Consider the following 21,772-nt stretch of genomic DNA (forward strand, 5'->3'; position numbering starts at 1 on the left):
TTTCACCGCTTTATTGTTTTTTGAAAGGTGCCTTAAAGTTTTAGTTTCCACGTATATGTTTCTTTACAGATTTTAAAACCAACCGATTCATAAAGTTTAAAAGCAATTTTATTAGAATAATCTACTTTTAAAAATATTTTATCAAATCCATTGTCTTCAGCAAGTTTAAGAAAAAACTTTATAAATAATTTTCCATAGCCATGGCCTCTAAATTCGTCTAGTATTCCAAAGTTAACTATAGTTGGTATATAATTATTCATAATTAATTGGCCATAACCTATTGTACTATCACCTAGTTTTATAAAAAAGCTTCCATCAGCAAAATAATATTCTTGTGCTTCATCAAAATATATATCCTGAACAGATAATGGGATTCTATCATCTTTTTTGAAGATCTTATTTTGCAAATCACATCTCAATTTCTCATCCACATCGGGCAAAAATTTTCTAATAGTTATTGATTTAGGAATTGAAAAATCAATATAATTTTCTAAAACGCAGTACATTTCCACTGTACCGTGTTTTTCTATAAACCCTAAATCTTTAAGAACTTTATAATTAAAATCATTTTTTTCACACTCGTAAAAGTATGTTCTTTTTTTGGCAAATGATTTTAGTAAAGTCATAATGCTTTTTGATAAATTTGCATCCTGCTTTGCATTAATGGATTCAATTTTATAATATTTTCTTGAGTCGTTATTTATCCATATGTATCCCGTATAAGTACCATTATTTTTTAACAATTTCACGGTTTTTCTTATGAAATGTTTCTGTATAAAGTTTAAACCATTATAAAATGCAAAAAAATCCTTGTTCAGATTATTAAAATTATTTCTTTGTTTATTAAGTTTTTTTAATGTTTCCATCTTATTTTTATCTAAATTTACACAAATATGCATATTAAACCTCTTAACTTTTAAATACTTATATAATATAGTTATTAATAATAACTATATTATGACATATGACTTCATTTTTGTATATACAAGGAAGATCCATTATTAAAATATATTAATACAAATACTATATTATTCCATAAGTCATATTTAATATAACAAAATTATGATATGCTTTATATGTTTTCTTATAACTACCAAATTAAAAATGTGCAACATATTTTTCTATGTTACACATTTTTTATGCCTTACTACTCTACTGTGTCTTCCACTTCTTTAATACTTAATCCTATTTTTTTATTATCTTTACTTACTTCAAGAATTTTAGCCTTTATTTCTTCACCTATAGCAAGAACATCGGATGGTTTGTTAATTCTTTTATGGCTTATTTCTGAAATATGAGTAAGAGCATCAACTCCTGGTTCTAGTTCAATAAATGCACCAAAGTTTGAAAAGCGCACTACCTTACCCAAAACTACAGATCCTACAGGATATTTTTCTTCAACTGTTATCCATGGATCTTCAACAAGTTTTTTTGCACTTAATGATAATTTCTTTTTATCTTTGTCTACATCTAAAATACATACTTTTATTTTTTCTCCAACTTTAAGTACATCTGATGCCTTATTTACGCGGCCCCAAGATATTTCAGATACATGCAATAACCCATCAACCCCATTAACCGATACAAAAGCACCAAAATCAGTTAATCGTTTTACTTCCCCTTCGATTATTTGACCAATCTCTAAGGTTTCCCAAGTTTTTTCTTCTTCTTTATCTTTTATAGCCTTAAGGATCTCTCTTCTTGATCCTACAATTCTTACTGTATTTCTCTTCTTAGAAAATTCAATAATATTTAGTTCAAGCTCCTTGCCAACGAATTGTGTTAAATCATCAACATGAAAAAGTTCAATGTGTGATGCAGGTATAAATACTCTTATACCTTTATATGCAGAAACAAGTCCACCATTAACTGCTTCCTTAACCACTGCTTTTATTATTGTTTTTTCTTCAAAGGCATTTTTTATAACGTTAAAGCCTTCATCTCTTTGAAGTTCACTTTTAGACAATACTACATAATTGTCCTCATTTTTTAATTTTATAATCTTAGCGTCTATCTCTTGTCCTAAAGTAAATAGGTCTGTGAGTTTTACATTAGGGTCGCTAGTTACTTCACCCCTAGGTAATATTCCATCATTCTTATAACCTATATTTAAATACACTTCTTTATCATTTAATTGTATTATTTCACCCTTAACTAGTGCTCCTACATAAATCTTTTTTTCATTTTCATCCATCATTTTAATTACTTCACTCATACCTTCAACATTCTGTTCATCACTCATTTTATTTATTGCCTCCTTTATAATCCAATCTGGCGTTGAAGCTCCAGCTGTGACACCAATTTTTATGTTATCTTTTCCTTTATAAAAATCTTCTGGTATTTCTCCTGAATTTTCAACATGAATCGTATTAGTGCAATTGCTTTTACATATTTCATAAAGCTTGGTCGTATTTGAACTATGATGAGCACCAATAACAACTATAGCATCCGATTCTTTTGATAATTTGTCAGCTGTTTTTTGTCTTATTTCAGTAGCGCTACATATTGTGTTAAACGCCACCAAATCTTTTGATTTCTTACCTATAATCTCTAATACTTTTTCCCAATTTTCTTGCTTTTCAGTTGTTTGAGAAACAAGACAAACCTTTTGAGATAAATTTTCTAAATTTTCTCCATTTTTAGAAATAATAGCAGTTCCATTACACCATCCATTAATGCCTATGACTTCAGGATGATTTTTGTCTCCCACTATCACAATTTGATATCCTTTTTCGCTATAGTACTTTACTTTTTCATGTATGTTTTTTACATAAGGACAAGTAGCATCAATTATGTTTAACCCTTTTTCATTTAATACTTTTATTACTTCTGGAGTAACGCCATGAGATCTTATTATTATAGTATCATTAGAACTCAATAATCCTATATTCTCAATATCCACAGTATATATATCTTTATTTTCTAAATACTTAACAACATCGTTATTGTGAATTAATTGACCAAGGGTATATATCTTATTTGGTTTGTTGTTTTTTGATCCAAGTGTCAAATCCACAGCTCTTTTTACTCCAAAACAAAAGCCTGCGCTTTCTGCTAATACAACATGTCTCATTATACTATCACCTCAAAACTGTAATCTAAGTCCATTAACGTCTATATATATACTCTGCCATCAAATCCACAACTTCTTTTATATTCATAGTTGAAGAATCAATTTCGATTGCATCCACTGCTTTTGTTAATGGATCTATTTCTCTATGAGAATCTGCATAATCCCTCTTTATTATATCACTTAATATGTTTTTATACTCTGCATTAATACCTTTATCAATAAGTTCTTTATATCTTCTCTCAGCCCTCTTCTCTGGCAAAGCAGTAAGATAAAATTTAAAATCTGCATTTTTTAAAACTACAGTACCAATATCTCTACCATCCATTACAACACTATAGTTTTCAGCAATTTTTTTTTGTAAATTAACAAGCCTTTCTCTCACTTCTAAAACAGCTGCATAACTTGAAACTTTTCCGCTTATTTCAGGTGTAATTATTTCATTACTGAGATCTTCTCCATTCACAATTATATTATCATCTTCAAAATGCATTTCTAAATTATCTATCATATTACATAGCTTAGAAATATTCTCAGCCGTTATCCCATTTCTTAAGGCAATTATTGTAACAGCCCTATACATCGCCCCTGTATTTATATACACTAAGTTAAATTTTTTTCCAACTAATTTGGCAATGGTACTTTTGCCTGCTCCTGCTGGTCCGTCTATAGCTACAGTTAATTTCAATTTTAATCCGCCTTTCTAGGACAAAAGTTAACTAATATTATATATTCTATATAAATTGTTAAAATCCTTTAAACTACTAAAAATTTTGTTATATATTATTTTGATATTTCTATTTAAATGTATTTTAAGATTCATCATCTATATTTTTCCCAGCAATATGTCCAGTAGACAATGCTATTTGCATATTAAAACCACCTGTAAATGCATCTACATCAATTACTTCTCCTGCAAAAGACAAATTATTCACAAGTTTTGATTTTAATGTAGAAGGATCAATTTTTTTTACGTCAACACCACCTGAAGTCACAATAGCCTCAGCAATTGGTCTTAGACCCTTAACACTCATATCTAAATGTTGCATTAAATTAACAAGTTCTTTTCTTTCTTCTTTTGTAATAGAATTCACCTTTTTTTCTTCATCTATGTTTGAAAGTTTAATAATTGTTTCAATTAATTTTTGTGGTAATAATTCATTTAAAGCATTTTTAAAATCCTTATTATTAAATTTCAAAAAATCTCTTTGAATTCTTTTGTCAAGTTCTTCAGCCGATAATGCAGGCTTTAGATTAATACTTGCCTTAATACTTATGTTTTTATTTTCCTTTACAAATCTACTGGCGCTTAATACTATTGGACCTGATATTCCATAATGAGTAAAAATCATTTCTCCAAATTCACTATATATAATTTTGTTATCTTGAAAAAGTGTTAACTCAATATTTTTTAGGGATAAACCTTGAAGTTCTTTTATCCACTCTTCCTTAATTTCTATAGGAACAAGTGAAGGTTTAGTTTTTATAATTGTATGGCCAGCTTCTCTTGCAAATTCATAACCATCACCTGTTGATCCTGTTTGTGGATATGAAAGCCCACCAGTACATACTATAAAGTGATCTCCAGTTATTACATGTCCCTTTTCAGTAGTTACACTTAGTGCTATACCATCCTCAATATTAACTTTTGTAACCCTAGTATTTAAAAGTATAGTTACATTTTTATTTTCCAATTCACGTCTTAGTGCATTGATTATATCTGATGACTTATTTGAAACAGGAAAAACTCTATCTCCTCTTTCTACTTTTAAGCTAACGCCTAGTCCTTCAAAAAAATCCATGGTGTTAGTATTTGTAAATGTATAAAGTGAACTATATAAAAAATGTGCATTACCAGGTATATAATCAAAAAATTCACTAATATCCTTTGAATTTGTAAGGTTACATCGCCCCTTACCTGTAATATATAATTTTTTACCAACCTTCTCGTTTCTGTCAATGAGCACTACCTTATATTTATCAGCGGCTGCTATTGCAGCCATCATACCTGCTGGCCCTGCGCCAACAATTACAACTTTTTTCAAAAAATCACTTCCCTTTCAATATATAATTATAATCTAATATAAACGAATAATTTATTCATCAAATTGCAAAATAAAAAAGTAGGTAAATTCCTACTTTTCATCATTACTTTTGAATGAGTAAACTTGATATTCTTTCCATATGTTTTCTAAATTCTCAAAAGTAGTAGAAATTTTTTCTTTTTCCCTTAGTCCCACTGCAACTATTAGCGCATTAATAACACTTAGAGGCGCTACAAGTGAATCAACAAAAGATGCCATATTACTCTGAGCGATTAATGTATAATCAGCTTTTGTGGCCAGTGGTGAAAGTAAACTATCAGTTATTGCCACAACTTTGGTTCCTTTGCTCTGAGCATAGTTAAGTGCTTCTATTGTTCTAGTGGCATACCTTGGGAATCCAATTCCAATTACAAGATCTTTATCTGAAATATTGATTAGTTGTTCGAATATATCACTCATACCATAAGCAACTATATTTACATTATCAAGTATTAAATTAAGATAAAATCCTAGGAATTCAGAGAGAGCTGTTGAACTTCTAAGCCCAATTATGTATATTTTTTTTGCAGCGAATATAGAATCAACCACCTCTTCAAAAGCTTTATGATCTATTTTTTCAAGAGTTGTCCGTATATTCTCCATATCTGATTTTAGAACGCCCTTTAAAGCATTCTCTTCTGATATAAGATTATTAGATATCTCTAATCTTTGAACCGTAGTTAATTTATTTTTAATTAACTCCTGAAGAGCTTTTTGCAATTTGGGATAACCGCTAAAACCCAGTTCACTTGCGAACCTAACTACTGTGGATTCACTTACCTGAACACTTACACCAAGTTTTGCTGCAGTCATAAATGCAGCCTTGTCATAATGTTTTAAAATATATTCAGCAATTAATTTTTGACCTTTACTAAGTCTTGAAAATTTTTGTTGAATTGTTCTCATCAAATCTTGTTTTTCATTTTCTAAAACACTATCCATATATGTATATCAGTCCTTTCCGGAACGTACAAGCTGATGTAAAATCTCATTTAATTTTATCATCAAATTGAAAACATATCAATGAATTATTATTAAACTGACATGATTAAATTTTCAATCTATAAATTTTTCAAATAATTAACTTCTTTTTCATCTAAATATCTCCACTTACCCTTTTTTAAATTGGATAAACCTATATCGCCTATGGATACCCTTCTCAAAGTTATTACTGGATGAGAAATGATCTTACACATTTTTCTTATTTGTCTCTTTTTTCCTTCATGAATAGTTACCTTTATCTTAGAAACATCAGCATCAGTACTAATTACGGATATATCAGCATCTGCTGTTATATAACCTCCAATGTCCAATCCCGTGCAAAAGTCATACATTTCATCAATTGTAGGGGTACCTTTAACTGTAGCTTCATATACTTTATCAATTTTTTTTCTTGGATGAATAACGCTATTATAAATATCCCCATCATTAGTCATAATTATAAGACCTGAAGTATCATAATCTAGCCTTCCAATTGGAAATATTCTTTCATCAATTTCTTTTACAAGATCAAGTACGGTTTTTCTACCCCTTTCATCTTTTAAAGTACAGAGATATCCCTCTGGTTTATTTAAAATAATGTAGATGCTCTTTTTCTCCACTTCAATAAGTACTTGGTTAACATAAATCTTATCTATATCTCCATCTACCTTTTTTCCAAGTTCTGTCACAAGCGTATCATTAACTTTAACTTTGCCTGCTTCTATCATCTTTTCACAATTTCTTCTTGAAGCAACTCCACATCTTGCCATAAATTTTTGTAGTCGTTCTTCCATATAATCACCCAATTTTATTAATAAATTTCACATAGTATTATATATATATAATACATTAAAAGCAAATAAATTTTATTTTCAATAAGTATAAAAACCAAAATAAGGTTAATAATACTATGTATATAACAAAGGAGGTGCTATAAAGTGGGCAAAAAAAATTCAGAGAATAATTCTAGTCAAACACAATCTCAAAACAACAAAAAATCAGAAGGCGGAAAATCTAAAAAAAAGAACTAGTTAATTTGGAAAACTAAAAAGAGGAAATTTCCTCTTTTTAGTTTTCTAAATTATAACTATAAACATTATCATTTAACAATATATATATTGTATTTATTTGCTATGAATGTTAAAATAAAAACATATATTATTTAGGGGGGCTTTTGATGAATATCAAGACAAAAGCACAAGACTTAGAAAAAAATGCTAGTACTAAACCCGTTGAACCTTTAGAAAAAAAGCCAGTGAAAAAAGCACCTAGAGTTACTAAGGCTTCTAAACCTATTAAAGAAATTGTAGATTCTTCTTTAAACATTTCCAAGGAAAATATCAAAAAAAATATCAATGACCTTAAAGAAGCAGCCACAGGCGTTTCTAAAACTACTGCAAAAAGAGTAAAAAAAGTATCTGACAATGCTAAAAAAACAATATCTAAAACATCTGATGACTTGGCAAAAGCTGTGAAAACTAACATTGCCAATATTAAAGGTTTTGATAAGAAATTTTACATTGAGTATTCAGGAAATCAAGTCAGTGAAGATGAACTAATTGATAAATTTAAATTCAAGTGGCTGGAAAGCCATGATTTATCTGAGATTAAAGATTTGAAGGTATACTACAAGGTTGAAGAAGATACAGCTTATTACATTGTCAATAATAAAATAAATTTATCTATTAAAATAATTTAGTCAGTATAATAAAAAATTTGCTGTAATCTATACTGGTGAATTTTTCTAATATGCTAAAAGTGTGCTGTGAGAGGTAGAGTATTTCATTACTCTAATTCTCACAGCACACTTTTTTATTATCTATTTGAATTGTTTTAGTTTTATTTCAAAAGTTAGTTTTGAATTTTAAGTATATTATAAAATAAACAGGTTTACTTTAGTGTTAGTCTACATAATATTTGTTATGTAGACTAACACTAAATAAATATAGGAAGCACTTAAATTGATTTTCACAAATCTAATTGCTTCCTATTGTATATATTCTAGATTACATTTATCTTAAATTAGCCCCACATGGTATAACCTACATATTTTCAGTGGGTTTTTATTGACATGATATTTAAGTCTTCTGTTTTTTCACAGCCTAATGTATTCCAAAATTTAATCCCATGATCATTATCTATAAATACAAATAGATAACATAATTCAATATGCTCTTTTTTTAGCATATTCAGACATTCAGCCATTATTTTTTTACCTATTCCATTCATCCTATGTCCTTCATGCACAGCTAAATGATGTATAAATCCTCGCCTTCCATCATGGCCACATAATACAGCACCAACAATTTCATTTCCTCTTTCGGCTACCAAACTGAGTCCAGGATTTCTATTTAAATATCTTGAAATATTCTCTTTAGAATCAGCCTCATCTAGCTGAACCCCTTTAGTGTTATTCCACAATTCTACTACAGTTTCATAGTCTTCAATTTTCATTTTTCTTATTTTTATTTGAACCATTAGTGAAAACACCTACCTCATCTTATACAAATACTATATCATAAGAAAATAAAAATGAATATAAAAATTGTAGAACTAAGAATATCCGGCATAAGCCACCTGAAAAGAAATACCAAGAATGCTGCCTTAAACCTTTATATCTTGATTTGTGAAAATATTATCCATATATTCAATAGAAAAAATATTAATTCTAAAACTAATGCTTTAAACTTAAAATTATATTCACAAACATACAAATACATCGATATTGCAATTAATATTAAAGGAGTAGCTATAAGATATATTATTTTGGGCAGGTAACTATCAGCAGTGCCACTAGCATTTATATGTATAGCAACATGTCCAGGTAAAAACATATAACTAGCTATGTTAATTATCATAGCTAAAGCAATAAAAATCATGCTTATTTTATTGAATAAATTTTTTGTCATCTCAAATCATCCTTTCCTATTCAATTCTTCATTTCTTATATTTTAGAAGTTCTTTATAAAATTCTTTGGTTTTTGATGCATCCTTATTGCTCATTATTAAAAAATCATTATCCATAATCACATATAAATATGGTCCCTTTTCACCTTCTAAAAATATTGAACCCTTTCCAAGTCCATCCACATCATAGGTTCCACGTTCAATACTGCCTATGCCTTCTCCAGAAATTTTGGAATGATCTTTAATTGTTTCCTTCATATATACATTTTTTATACTACTTGTATCATAAAATCTTTCTACTGTTCCCGCCTTAACATTTAGTTCAATTTTATTAACAGTTAATACCGTAGTTTGATGACTTTCTTCTACAACAAATCCACCTACTAAACTCGATATAATAATTAATAATGCAATAATAGCTACTATGGCTGTTTTATCGTAATACCTATGCGTTTTCGTCTTTCCTCTGCCTTCTGAAAGTTCATATTTTTTAGATGAAATAATAGATTTTAGGGAAAAAAATATCACATCAATAAAAAATATACTCGTGGTTAATACAGGCGTAACAGTATATAATTTTGAAATTACTGCAACTATTATGTATATAATAAAAATAGATGATCCCATATACATAAGATTCCTACCGTTAAATTCTGCAAGTCCATTTCTGTCATACTTTTTTGTTGCATCATATCCACTTAGCATTTCAATAGACTTGGTTTTATATAATATACAACCTAAAATAAAGATAAAAGCTCCCACAGCTATAAATATAATATATGCAATATGCAAATTGATCCCCCCTCATGCACCTTTAAAAATTAATATGTTATTATTGAATTTATATATATGCCTAAATTTAATTTTTTCTAAGTTTAGGTGAACTTATATTTATTGATTCTACTGCATGTTTATTATCATCATCAAAAGCAGCTGTAGCAAGAGTCTCTCCTGGTTCATTTTTATATTTCACATCATATATAACCACTATGAATTTTTTACCATTCTGTGATACTTCTGCTGCTTCTTTGAACTTCTTCGAATTTTCCAAATAGTTTCCTACCTTTTTTGTTATAATTTTATTCTGTTTGTCCATGTCATCTTTAGTAAAAGCTTTTTTTGAATTAGTACTAAAATTTTCTGTGAATTTATTATAATCGTCATTGTTTAAAGCTATTAGCATATTTTCCACCTTACCATTTGCAAATTTAACATCACTTTCACTCACCTTTTGTGAACATCCACTCATTAAACCAATTAACAAGATAACTATTACACATATCCATATTTTTTTAATTTTCATAATTTCACATCCTTAAATGCTATACATGATAAGTAGGAGGTAACTAATCTTATTCAATAAAATAATAGAAATCATTACTATGATTATTAATAAATAAGCTTTCTTCTTACCATAATTCAGTCCAAATGCTATTCCAAACCTTTTTTCAATAAACAATGCTGGATCTTTGGGATTAAAATAAACAAGCCCTAATTTCCAATATTTGTCGTCATCTAAATTTTCGTAATTACTTGTGTCAGAAGTATTGTATTCAATATTTACTCGACTTCCCCCTTGTCCTGTGCATAAAGATATAATCAAAACATCTATAAAAATAAAGATTATTATTATAGGATTTATAAGTGCTAACAATGCAAAATTTATGTTAATAACTTGCATAACATACAAATTTTCAATGGAACTACCGATTAAAATAATTATATTAATAAATATTATATTAGCTGCCCATCTATATCTAAATACCCTATTTATTTCTTTTGAGTGCTGAGGTCTAAAACTATTTATTTGCTGCTTAGATCTCTCTATAACTTTATAAATCAAAAACATATACATTGTTATAAATATCTGTTGCACAGGAAATTCAAATATTAAACCATAGGATTTAATTGCAGAACCATCAATTATCCCACTGGCATTCCAATGTATTGGAATGAATATAGGTAAACTGTCAAAAACTAAATAACCTATTATTATATTTAATAAAATTATAGCTATGGGAAGTATAAACCACCTGCTAATAGGTACTAGTCTCTTTTTTATGTCATTTCTAAAGCTTGTATCAATGACAACCACTCCATTTTTGTGTACTTCCTCTTCATTGAATTTTTTAAACTCTTTTATCCTTTTATAAGAAAAATAATATATTACAGTGGCTAAAATAAAAAAAGCAATAATTCCAGTTAATAAAACAATATTATTAGGATGCTTTAAGAATATATAACAGAAACCTATTACGTAAATACCGCATATAAAAATATTATTTTTTAAATATAATTTCTTGAATACCATAAGTTTAGGATTATTGAGAAGTTTTTTTGGTAGCCGCACTCCAAAAAAAATGTCCTTCCGCATTATGAATGGTAATGAAAGCTTTAAAAAAAGAAGCATTATTATAAAAACAACACCTAATATAAGTATCCACTGCTGGTAATCCATAATTACAACTCCTTTATGCTTCTAAAAATTTTAGGTATATTTCTTGTATTTTTCTGGTTATTTCTTCTTCTTTCATACCTCTACAAAAAGCTTCAGCAATAATTGGTTTTATATCCTCTACAAATTTGTCATCATAATCTTCAAGTTTCATGTTATGTTTTGAATTTATAACTGCTCCCACTCTTCTGTCCATAATTATAAAATTATCATCTCTTAAAAGAGCATACGCCTTATTAACAGTATGTAAATTTATGCCTATATCCTCTGCCATCTGTCTTACGGATGGCAAACTTTCACCTTCATTAAGGCTTCCATCTGCTATACCTTCAATGATTTGTTGCTTTAATTGTGTGTATATTGGTATCTCTGAACTAAAATCTATTTTTACAAACATAAGCACCCCTATTAAATAATCTATTATACCTGTTCTATACATAATAGAACAGATATAATTACAAATCAAATTTCATACTTCCTCTATTTTTAGTAAAATGTTCCTTAAGCATTATTTAAATAAAAATAATCATTGTATATCTCCATTTATCCTTCATTTACTTAATAAAGCTACCTCGTTGACTTAATTGAAATCAACAAGATAGCTTTATTAGCAGTTAATTAAAGTAATTCCATATACAATAATCAGTTTTATTTTGTTTTTCGAGTGAGCCCATACCCACCTCGAACACCTCTGGATTCATTTATTGATATAAAAGACTTAACATCTAAAGTTTCTAATTTTTTTAACACTTCATTTTTGCGTTTTCTTGGCATATATGCAACTATAAATTTATTTTCATCCTTTTGACCTTGAGATTCTAATACGGTATATCCTATTTCAAGCCTTTTTAATTCATCTGTTACAACTTGGTAATTTTTGAACTTGTAATTATTGTAGCTGTAATTACGCCTATAGCTATTTTTTCCTCTACTAAACTTCCCATATAATTTCCAACTACATATCCTAGGGCATACATAACACCTTTCATGGGGTCAGTAGCTAGATTTGATAAAACATTTGCAGATACTACAAGCCATATTGTAATTTCAAATAAAGCCATAATGGCCCCTTTAAATTTCTCACCTTTTGTTATCAGTACCATTCTAAGTGTGGCAAAGGATACTTCTATAATTTTGCATGAAAATATTATTATGTATATTCCTATTCCACTTGTCAAATTCTCACCAACCTTTATGTTTTTAATTAAGTTTTTTCATTTATTTAAAAACAAAAAATCCCCTTACCTTATGGTAAGAAGACATATAAATTATAACATGATTATTTAATTTGTTATATACTTTGCAATGATTTATATCAAATAAAATTATTTCAAATACAACGTACCAGATACATAGTACCAATTCTAATTGTGAATAATTCAGTATTGCTACTATATATCTAGTACTATTTACTAGTATTTACAAAAATCAATAGTTTAATCATTTTTCTAATATAAAAAATCACAATATCCTAATATCAATTAACTCTTTTCGAGTTTTTTCTTATATTCATCTAACAATTCAGTTTGCTCCGCGCTGAGAGTTGGATATTCTAAATTTAATCCTTTTAAAGTTTTTTGGAGTATTTCTGAAATTATAAGCCTAGCTAGCTTTTTGTTATCAGCAGGAACTACATACCATGGTGCAACTTTTGCATTAGTATTCTCTATAACTTCCTCATAACATTTCTGATAATCGTCCCAAAATTCTCTTTCTTTTATATCAGCTTCAGAAAATTTCCAATTTTTAGCTTTATCATCTATTCTTTCAAGGAGACGCTTTTTTTGCTCATCTTTTGATACATTTAAAAATATTTTTATTGGTATTATTGCATTTTCATATAAATATTTTTCAAAGTCTTTAACCTGTTCATATCTTTTTTTCCATATGTCATCACCAATAAATTTTTCAGGAATTTTTTCATTTTCTAATAGATTATGTACCCTTACCACAAGCAGTTCTTCGTAATAAGATCTATTAAAGATTCCTATCTGACCTCTTCCAGGCATACTATTGTGTGCTTTCCACAAATAATCATGTGCTAATTCTTCCGCTGATGGTTGTTTAAAACTAGTAACATGTACCCCTTGTGGATTTAATCCTGTCATTACATGTTTTACAGCCCCATCTTTTCCAGCTGCATCCATGGCCTGAATTATAATTAATATCCCAAATTCACCTTGTGCATATAATTTACTTTGAAATTCACTGATTTTTTCAATATTTTTATCTAATAGAAATTGTAATTCATCATTAGTGTAAGTTTTATCATTATATTTTGTTTTTGTTTTGGATATTTTAAATTTTTCGGAGTTATCTACTTTAAACTCATTTATTTCCATTTATTCATCTCCCTAATATTTCTTTATATTTTACCACATTTACATCACTACATTACAACTAATTAGGCATATTTTTTTGAATAAATTACGTTTCAGCTACTATTTTTCCAGTGTCACTAAGATCATAGCCACCAATTCCACGAAGTTCTTCTTGAAATTCTTTTGAATTAAGAATTTCTAATATTGCCTGAAATGGAGGCTTATTTATATCATCCTTTTTAATAATTAAATCATACCTTTCTTTTTGCAGAGGTATAAATTCAATGTTTTGAACCTGAAGAGCAGCTTTCTCATTGCCAACAGCTACATCAGCATCCCCTCTTGCAACAGTACTAGCTACTGCTAGGTGTGACAGATCTTCGCTTTCATATCCATTAATGGACTGCCAATGTATACCTTGTTTGCACAATTGCTCATCTATCAAAACTCGTACTCCACAACCACGTTCCCTATTAATCATTAATACATCAGGTCTAGTTAAATCCTTCCAAGTAGTAATATTTTTAGGGTTTCCCTTAGCCACGTAAAAACCTTGCATGCGACATACTAAATGAACAATAACACAGTGAACCCCGGGGAGTATTCTTCGGACATAAGGTATGTTGTAAACTCCAGTATCTGAATCCCATAAGTGAGCTGTAGCTATATTTACATTACCTCTATATAGTTCAACTAGTCCATTGTAACTACCTATATAACATCTCAGCGCTTGAAGTCCATCAGCGTGTTGTTCTAGATGCCTGGTTAAAACGTCCAAAAGTATATCCTGTCCACAAATTATAAAATCACTATTATAGTTTGACACCGGCAAAAAATTTTTGGGGCCTACTTGACTAACAACTGAACTTTCATTTTTAGCCACAGTATTTGTTGCATGTTTAGCATTGGTTCTGCTTTTATTTTTATATTCTTCAATATCAATTGCATCTATACGAACCTTTCTACCCACTCTATAAGACGGTAGTTCCCCTCTTTTAATCAATTCATATACTGTATTTTTAGAAATATTTAGAATCTGAGCAACTTCTTGAGTTGTTAGACCCGAATTTGCCTCCATAATGAACACCTGCCCCTTTTCATCTTTTTCTAAAATGTGAATTTCATTGATTTTATTATCTGCTAAAAACGTATATTTGACAAGTACTGGGTTTTAATGTGCTTAGGAAAACAATCGATCAATTATTGTTAATTCAATAATTATAGACTTGTAAATTATCGAATTAATATTACATACTTGTATATATTGTTGATTTTCATATCAAATAGTTGATTTATCTTGTTTTTAGCATTATAATATATTTATGTATAAATTCATAACATACAGTGCAATTTTGTTTAAATTACATACAAATCCGCACAATTTAGAATAATTATTATTAAAACTACATTTCCCATAAACGAGGTGTTTTACAATTGGAATTGGTTAATGAAAACGTAGATCAACCAAATTTGAATATAGAAAGATTTTCAACATTAATAGGTGAAAATTGGAATGTGTCTTCTGATATTCTTAAAAATTATATATTAGCAAATGTGAGTATAGCTCTGACTCGAAATTCTCAAATGAAAAAGGATATTAACAAACTTTATCTTTTAGATAGAATAACGTACTATGAGGCTCTTGAAAATTCTTCCTGCATTAACCATGTTATTATGATGCAAGGTTCGCTTCAGCAGGAAATTGACGGAAGAAAAGCACTTGGTATTCTTTTAATTGCGGAAAATGATTATAATTTAAGAAATACTGTAATTAGATTATTAAGAAAGTACTATCCTATAGTTTTTAATGCAGTAAAAAACCATGATAAAAAGGATTTGACTAAAAGATATATTCAAATGGATCAGGTTACCATGAAAACAGAGGCAAGACTTGACGCTGCAGTATACTTCTATTTGGGTATATATCGTTCTGTGAACTCAGTTGATCAAGGTTTTTTTAAATCAATTATTGATGATGTTAAAAATTTCGAATTTTATAGTCCAATGACAAGAGATATAAGTAAGGAATTAGAACTTCATAAATCTGAAATACGAGAAATTAAAGTTTTACTGAAAAAAGAGTATGGAAAGATAGATAGTTATAAAGATGTTTTAAACAGTGAACTAGAACCAATTGAAGAGTTAGGTGGAATCTTAGACAATATGTTTATCATCAATAAACTTGATGTGAATCATCTTTTTTCAGATTCACATTTTCTTAATATTGATGAAATATTATTAGCATATATCAAAAGAGGTCATAAATCTTTTGATCTTAAAGAAATACTAGGTACATTAATAAATGGTATTTTTATTAAATCATTGCTTAATGAATATAAAAAATCTAGAGCTCAAAACTTAGAAAATAGCCAAGAAACCTTACTTATTAAAATAGAATCCTTACAAAATAAGTTAAGTCATGTTGAAACTTTCAATGCAAATCTTTCTGCTGAGCTAAATACAATTAATAATGAAAATACAAGATTTGAGGAAACCCAAAAATCTGAAATTAATAAATTAAACAAGTCTCATCTCTCCCAGGTTACTGAGATGCAAAATAAAATTAATAATTTGGAAAAACAATTATCATTGGAAAAAGAATATAAAAGTGAGTTAAATGTTCTGCGAGAATATGTTTTTAAAGTAAATACTCATTATATTCCATCATTAGCTTCTGAAAAAACATTGGACTATTATATTTCTAACACTAAAATCCTTATAATTGGAGGAGCTAAAGAATGGCGACGAAAATTCAGAGAAAAATATCCGGATTTAAGATCCTTAAATGGTTTTAATGAGAATTTTGATACAGGCATTTTAGCTAATTATGATTATGTATTTTTTTACAGTGCATTTATGAATCACGCTACATACTATAGAGCTATGAGTTTTATAAGAACTCACCAAATAAAATTTGGCTATTTAGGAAAAACAAATATAGAACTGGTCGAGGAAGAAATTATAGATGAATTGGAAAAAAGCGTTCTTAAATAATATAGTAGCAAGTTAGCTTCGGTGAACATTATACACCCAATAAAGGACACTTTGAAATTTTTATTTCAAAGTGTCCTTTATTTAAATTAACTGCAATATATAATTACCGTTTTCCCATATTAAACATTTTTCCAAGTTCCACCGAGTTTTCTTTCGCAGTAATTTCCTCAGGTGTTACCTTATAAACTGAAACAGCATTGCCATCCATTGAGGATTTATACTTCTCAATTAACGTGCTGGTCAAAGGCTGATTATAATATTTAGGCATATATTTATCAATTACTTTTTGGAGAGTCAGAGTAGCCTCTTGGGGGTCAATGACTTTCTCAGCCTTTCCAAAAATCATTACGCTCATATATGCCGTATCTGCGTGGCATGGCACTGGATCAGTGACGGTACCATGCTCATCATATATGGTGAAACAAACCATGGGACTTTTTGAAAGAATATCTTCCTTTTTACCAGAACCCATGCCATGAAAATAAATGGAACCATTATGCCATACATAGTTCACCGGAACGGCATAGGGAAAAATATCGCTTACCATTCCAATAATGCCAGTTCTTGACTTCAAAAGAAAGGTTTCGATTTTTTCCGTATCAACACATTCCCTTTGCGAATAACTAACCTTATTCATCAAATAGCTCCTTTCTAAAAATTTTCTCTTGTAACATTACCAAACATTTAATACCCATTCTTTATTTTTTTTATGTTCCATGTCAGTGAATAAGGTATTGGCTATCTGTTCTCCCAGCCACATTGCACCTGCATATCCAACTACTGGATAACGGTACAATCCTGCACGGTCATAAGTTGGGAAACCTACACGTAGCATTGGAATATCATTATCAATAGCAATGAATCGTCCTTTGGAGTGGCCTAAAATAAGATCAAGTTCAAGTCCCTCATTCTTGATTCGGTTTTCCAGTTCCCATAAATCTGCATTGGTGATTACTTCCATGTCATAATTCACATTTTCTTTAAGCGCCTTTATACGCGGATCTTTATTATATCCTTGATTATCATCACCTAGTAAAAGCAATACAGGTTTCATCTCAAGATCTAGACAAAATTCTGCAAGACCGATTACTAAATCTGGATTTCCATAGATAGCTACCCTTTTACCAGCCAAAAACATGTGTGTAATGTCGGTAAGAGCATCAATAGCAATGCCTCTTTCACGAACTAAAGACTGTGGTATTGGTTTACCTGTGAATTTTTTTACATTTTGCAAAAATGTATCCGTATTTCGGATTCCTATAGGTGTAGGTCCTATTATGGCAGGAACCTGAAATTCATTTTCAAGATACTCAGCAGCTTTACCACCTTCATACCTGTTAAGCGCAATAGTTCCAATTGCATTTGCAGTGCCTTGAAGATCCGCAATCGTAGTATTACCATGTGAAACTTCACTTTTGTCTGGCATTAATGGAGAATCAAAACTTTCAATTTCAAAAAGTACTGTGGCATCTACATTCATTTCAGACAAAAGATGTTTTAGTTCCGTTACGTCTCCAGGATTTACCCACCCAGTAATTAAGTTTAGCTTTTCTGTGATTTTATCTTTTTTAGCAAATGCCTTTACAAACTCCTCCACCGCTAAATCATAACCACTGACCATACTTCCCTTAAAACTAGGTGTATGCATTGGAATAAGATAAACTTCTCTATCTCCATATTTTTCTTTCAAAATCCCTCTATTGAGTTTACTAACAACACCATCTATATCATCACCTATAATCTCCGTTGAGCATGTTGATATAATTGGTATAACCTTAACATTCGGATATCTCATCAAAAGTACATCCACTGCCTGTTCCACACGTTTTAGTGCACCAAACACGGCTCCATCCTCATGAACAGAAGATGATGCAATTTCAAAACTCTCCTTAAAATGCTGTGAGAACAACAGACGGACAAACATAACACATCCTTGACCTCCATGAACTATAGCAATACAATCTTTTATTCCTATGCTGGCATACTGAGCACCGCAAGGCTGACATGTAAATATAGGGTTAATAACTCCAGCACGTTCTTTTGCTTTTACCTCACAAGACATAATATCACTCCTTCCTAATATAGTGGGTCATTAATTTCTGCATTAAGGGAACCTGTAATGGTTAGGTAGTCAATACGATCTTTAAAACCCTGCATGAGAACCTTAATCTCCGCCTTATCCATAGTGCCTATCCAAGGGTACAGACCTTTGAAATCATCAGCAAGTATTTGTGCCTCTACCCAAAAACATTTGTCCGCTGGTGTTCCAACATCTACATGCTCATCGCACAATAATTGCGTAGTTTTACTTATAATTCCTTCATTTTGTGTCTTCCTGTCCCAGGCACGAGAATTAAATTGCCACAAACATTTTTTCATAATATGGTCCACTAGCTGTTCGATTTTGTCTTTCATACTATCTTCCATAATATCTCCTCCTTTACTCCGTGCACTCCGCAATTTCCGGTTCCTTTGGAAAACTTGGATATGTCTTACCACGTAATTTTGAAACTATATCAAACTCCCCACTATATTCCTTTAGATAGGTTGAAGAAATTACCTCTTCACTTAAATTCACATCAGAAAGCATTCTTTGTGTTAAAAATGCTTTATCTGTAGGTATTTCGTCCTTACTTATATCTAAATATGCAAGCTGATGAATTGGAGAATAAATTGCATTATAAATATCCCTTGCAAGCCTTACCCAGCCTTCAAAGCCCTTGTAAGGACCGTTGTCATATGCGTGTATATTAATGTATGGAACTAAAAGTTTTTTACCAACTTCACCAGGACGTTTTCCAGTGAAAATAATATCAGGTTTAAGTGTCTCCATTGCTTCTATAGTCTCAAGTTCATTAGGATCATCAATTGCAAGTACACCTTCTTCGCATCTAGCTATACCCTTTTCAAAATCTCCCTGATGACCAAACTTTGAATATATTGACACAATCTCAATTCCAAGTTCTTCATGAAGTGCATTAGCCCAGTGCCAAAGCTTTGATCCACCTGGCCATAAACATACTTTTTTACCTTTTAATCTTTCTTTGTACCAGTCAAGTTCTGGTCTCCATTTTGCTGTTTCTTCATCAATAATAGCTTGTGCTCTATCTTCAATTCCGAAAAACAAACCAATTTTCTTCAGTGATGTGGATAGAGGTTCAAAACCAAATCCATCTATATCAAGACGAGGAATACCATATCTTTTCCTTAACTCATTACATATATATTCTGCTGAACGTGCGCATTCAAGTACGTTGAGTTGTGCTTTATCCATAGCTCTTAGATCATCATAGGATCCGTTACCAGTAAAGGTTGATAGAACCTGAATGCCCATTCTCTTAAAATAATCTATCATTATTTCCTGATCGCCCTGAATGTTATATTCCCCTACATAATTCATAACGTAATCACTAGTAATTTTAGGTTCATAGGTTCCAACTTTTTGATCAATCCATGCAATATTTATTTTGTGATGTCCTCCTGATTGGCTAGGTCCTGCAAACCCAGGCGAATTACAGACAAAGATATCAACATCTGGCATCTCTTCCATCACTTGTTTTGCAATAGCTTCCACATCATCTCCGATTAAAGCTGTAGCACAAGTTTGATAGATTGTCATTCGTTTCATCTTTGGAAATGCTTTAAAAGCCTCGATAATATTTTTCTTTAATAGCTTCTCAGCTCCAAAAACTATATTTTTTTCCTTAACATCCGTAGCATAAGTATATTTAATTTGAAAATTATCATTATCACTTAAATAACGTTTAGTTTGCCAAGTATCGTAAGTACATCCAATAGGTCCATGACTCATATGAATAACATCCTTCATAGGTGTACCAATAACATGTTTTGCTCCACAATATGCGCAGCCACGTTCTGAAATCGACCCAGGAATTGTCTTAAGATATCCTAGGGGAAGGCAGGACGTTAAATCCTCACCTTTACCTTTTATAACCGCATGATCTTTTCTTTCAGGAATACATTCACTACATTTAAACAAATGATTTGGCATAATTCATTCCTCCTTTATTAAATATCCATTAACCCATGCTCCATTAATATTTCTTCTAATCTTTCTTGTGCCATTGGTTTTGGAATTACAAACAGCTTATTTTTGTCAATTGCATCTGCAAGATTCCTATATTCTTGCGCCTGTTTTTGTTCTGGATCAAATTCTATTACTGTTTGTTTGTGTATTTCAGCTCTTTGAACCATATTGTCTCGTGGTACAAAATAAATAAGTTGACTGCCTAGCTCCTCAGCAAATGCTTTTAAAAGATTTATTTCTTTATCAACATTTCTTGAGTTGCAAATGATGCCTCCCAATCTAATACCACTACTATGAGCATATTTAAGTACACCTTTTGCAATATTGTTAGCTGCATATAATGCCATCATTTCACCACTGGCAACTATATATATTTCTTGAGCTTTTCCTTCGCGCATTGGCATAGCAAAACCCCCACACACAACGTCACCTAAAACATCATAAAAGACATAATCAAGATCATCTGTATAAGCTCCAAGAGATTCTAGCATATTAATTGATGTTATTATTCCTCTACCTGCACATCCAACTCCAGGTTCAGGACCACCGGATTCAACACATCTTATATTACCAAAACCTGGTTTTAATATTGATGGAAGATCTACATCTTCACCTTCCTCCCTTAAAGTATCAAGTACACTTTTCTGTGCAAGACCTCCTAATAGTAGTCTAGTTGAATCCGCTTTTGGATCGCATCCAACAACCATAATTTGTTTCCCCATTTGTGCAAGACCTGCTGTAAGATTTTGAGTGGTAGTTGACTTCCCAATACCACCTTTTCCATAAATCGCTATTTGTCTCATTTTTATAGCCCCCTTATTAAATATAATTATTAAATAAATGTAAAATGGCATTAAATATTTCACTTTATTTGTGAAAATTAATATAATTAGAAATCAATAATTCTCTATC

22 protein-coding genes are annotated in these 21,772 nt (G+C 30.2%); 2 read left to right on the forward strand and 20 right to left on the reverse strand.

Features of this window, described 5'->3' with window-relative positions; genetic code table 11:
- Nucleotides 1–32: 32 nt before the first annotated feature.
- From BR66_RS0111255 to BR66_RS0111280, 6 genes are all read right to left on the reverse strand, one after another.
- Nucleotides 33–899 carry a GNAT family N-acetyltransferase gene (locus BR66_RS0111255; RefSeq protein ID WP_026883030.1) on the reverse strand — a complete coding sequence of 289 codons (867 nt, stop codon included), beginning with the start codon at nt 897–899 and terminating at the stop codon, nt 33–35.
- Between the two features lie 248 nt (nt 900–1,147).
- Nucleotides 1,148–3,073, reverse strand: a complete 1,926-nt coding sequence (locus tag BR66_RS0111260) for a bifunctional 4-hydroxy-3-methylbut-2-enyl diphosphate reductase/30S ribosomal protein S1 (RefSeq protein ID WP_026883031.1) — start codon at nt 3,071–3,073, stop codon at nt 1,148–1,150.
- Between the two features lie 34 nt (nt 3,074–3,107).
- Nucleotides 3,108–3,758 (reverse strand): (d)CMP kinase, encoded by a 651-nt coding sequence (gene cmk, locus BR66_RS0111265; protein ID WP_026883032.1) that lies wholly within the window; start codon nt 3,756–3,758, stop codon nt 3,108–3,110.
- A gap of 124 nt (nt 3,759–3,882) precedes the next feature.
- Entirely contained in the window at nt 3,883–5,115 is a 1,233-nt protein-coding gene (locus BR66_RS0111270) for a BaiN/RdsA family NAD(P)/FAD-dependent oxidoreductase (RefSeq protein WP_026883033.1), read from the reverse strand.
- Between the two features lie 90 nt (nt 5,116–5,205).
- Entirely contained in the window at nt 5,206–6,096 is an 891-nt protein-coding gene (locus BR66_RS0111275; RefSeq protein ID WP_026883034.1) for a MurR/RpiR family transcriptional regulator, read from the reverse strand.
- 119 nt (nt 6,097–6,215) lie between these two features.
- On the reverse strand, nt 6,216–6,929 hold the full coding sequence (locus BR66_RS0111280) for a pseudouridine synthase (protein WP_026883035.1): 714 nt from the start codon (nt 6,927–6,929) through the stop codon (nt 6,216–6,218).
- A gap of 383 nt (nt 6,930–7,312) precedes the next feature.
- On the opposite strand from BR66_RS0111280, the gene BR66_RS23665 reads away from it, so the two are divergent.
- Nucleotides 7,313–7,834 (forward strand): DUF6465 family protein, encoded by a 522-nt coding sequence (locus tag BR66_RS23665; protein WP_051624200.1) that lies wholly within the window; start codon nt 7,313–7,315, stop codon nt 7,832–7,834.
- 353 nt (nt 7,835–8,187) lie between these two features.
- Here BR66_RS23665 and BR66_RS0111295 read toward each other — a convergent pair whose 3' ends face one another.
- The 9 genes from BR66_RS0111295 to BR66_RS0111335 all read right to left on the reverse strand — a co-directional run bounded on the left by BR66_RS0111295 (nt 8,188) and on the right by BR66_RS0111335 (nt 14,896).
- Complete coding sequence (locus BR66_RS0111295; RefSeq protein WP_035796060.1) at nt 8,188–8,613, reverse strand: GNAT family N-acetyltransferase; 426 nt, start codon at nt 8,611–8,613, stop codon at nt 8,188–8,190.
- Nucleotides 8,614–8,747: 134 nt separating this feature from the next.
- On the reverse strand, nt 8,748–9,044 hold the full coding sequence (locus tag BR66_RS0111300) for a DUF1648 domain-containing protein (RefSeq protein ID WP_026883037.1): 297 nt from the start codon (nt 9,042–9,044) through the stop codon (nt 8,748–8,750).
- Nucleotides 9,045–9,072: 28 nt separating this feature from the next.
- On the reverse strand, nt 9,073–9,834 hold the full coding sequence (locus tag BR66_RS0111305; RefSeq protein WP_026883038.1) for a DUF3784 domain-containing protein: 762 nt from the start codon (nt 9,832–9,834) through the stop codon (nt 9,073–9,075).
- Between the two features lie 67 nt (nt 9,835–9,901).
- The gene (locus BR66_RS0111310; protein ID WP_026883039.1) at nt 9,902–10,345 is read right to left on the reverse strand and encodes a DUF3887 domain-containing protein; all 444 of its coding nucleotides are present in this window, start codon (nt 10,343–10,345) and stop codon (nt 9,902–9,904) included.
- Between the two features lie 12 nt (nt 10,346–10,357).
- Nucleotides 10,358–11,500 carry a DUF1648 domain-containing protein gene (locus tag BR66_RS0111315; protein ID WP_026883040.1) on the reverse strand — a complete coding sequence of 381 codons (1,143 nt, stop codon included), beginning with the start codon at nt 11,498–11,500 and terminating at the stop codon, nt 10,358–10,360.
- Between the two features lie 13 nt (nt 11,501–11,513).
- Nucleotides 11,514–11,894 carry a GntR family transcriptional regulator gene (locus tag BR66_RS0111320; RefSeq protein WP_026883041.1) on the reverse strand — a complete coding sequence of 127 codons (381 nt, stop codon included), beginning with the start codon at nt 11,892–11,894 and terminating at the stop codon, nt 11,514–11,516.
- A gap of 463 nt (nt 11,895–12,357) precedes the next feature.
- Nucleotides 12,358–12,675 carry a DUF5698 domain-containing protein gene (locus tag BR66_RS24820; protein ID WP_051624201.1) on the reverse strand — a complete coding sequence of 106 codons (318 nt, stop codon included), beginning with the start codon at nt 12,673–12,675 and terminating at the stop codon, nt 12,358–12,360.
- Between the two features lie 303 nt (nt 12,676–12,978).
- Nucleotides 12,979–13,839 (reverse strand): polyphosphate kinase 2 family protein, encoded by an 861-nt coding sequence (locus BR66_RS0111330; RefSeq protein ID WP_026883042.1) that lies wholly within the window; start codon nt 13,837–13,839, stop codon nt 12,979–12,981.
- 85 nt (nt 13,840–13,924) lie between these two features.
- Complete coding sequence (locus tag BR66_RS0111335; protein ID WP_026883043.1) at nt 13,925–14,896, reverse strand: substrate-binding domain-containing protein; 972 nt, start codon at nt 14,894–14,896, stop codon at nt 13,925–13,927.
- Between the two features lie 356 nt (nt 14,897–15,252).
- On the opposite strand from BR66_RS0111335, the gene BR66_RS0111340 reads away from it, so the two are divergent.
- On the forward strand, nt 15,253–16,812 hold the full coding sequence (locus BR66_RS0111340; protein ID WP_051624202.1) for a hypothetical protein: 1,560 nt from the start codon (nt 15,253–15,255) through the stop codon (nt 16,810–16,812).
- A 103-nt stretch (nt 16,813–16,915) separates the two neighbouring features.
- Here the strand turns inward: BR66_RS0111340 and BR66_RS0111345 are convergent, their stop codons facing one another.
- Genes BR66_RS0111345 through nifH form a run of 5 tightly spaced genes read right to left on the reverse strand, consistent with a single transcriptional unit; the run spans nt 16,916 to nt 21,663 of the window.
- The gene (locus BR66_RS0111345; RefSeq protein ID WP_026883045.1) at nt 16,916–17,449 is read right to left on the reverse strand and encodes a pyridoxamine 5'-phosphate oxidase family protein; all 534 of its coding nucleotides are present in this window, start codon (nt 17,447–17,449) and stop codon (nt 16,916–16,918) included.
- A 36-nt stretch (nt 17,450–17,485) separates the two neighbouring features.
- Nucleotides 17,486–18,874, reverse strand: a complete 1,389-nt coding sequence (anfK, locus tag BR66_RS0111350) for a Fe-only nitrogenase subunit beta (protein ID WP_026883046.1) — start codon at nt 18,872–18,874, stop codon at nt 17,486–17,488.
- Between the two features lie 14 nt (nt 18,875–18,888).
- Nucleotides 18,889–19,239: a Fe-only nitrogenase subunit delta gene (gene anfG, locus BR66_RS0111355; RefSeq protein ID WP_026883047.1), complete on the reverse strand. Its 351-nt coding sequence runs from the start codon at nt 19,237–19,239 to the stop codon at nt 18,889–18,891.
- 13 nt (nt 19,240–19,252) lie between these two features.
- The gene (gene anfD / locus BR66_RS0111360) at nt 19,253–20,824 is read right to left on the reverse strand and encodes a nitrogenase iron-iron protein, alpha chain (RefSeq protein WP_026883048.1); all 1,572 of its coding nucleotides are present in this window, start codon (nt 20,822–20,824) and stop codon (nt 19,253–19,255) included.
- 17 nt (nt 20,825–20,841) lie between these two features.
- The gene (nifH, locus tag BR66_RS0111365; RefSeq protein ID WP_026883049.1) at nt 20,842–21,663 is read right to left on the reverse strand and encodes a nitrogenase iron protein; all 822 of its coding nucleotides are present in this window, start codon (nt 21,661–21,663) and stop codon (nt 20,842–20,844) included.
- Between the last annotated feature and the right edge of the window lie 109 nt (nt 21,664–21,772).

The organism is Clostridium akagii DSM 12554 (assembly GCF_000686725.1).
Taxonomy (GTDB): domain Bacteria; phylum Bacillota; class Clostridia; order Clostridiales; family Clostridiaceae; genus Clostridium_I; species Clostridium_I akagii.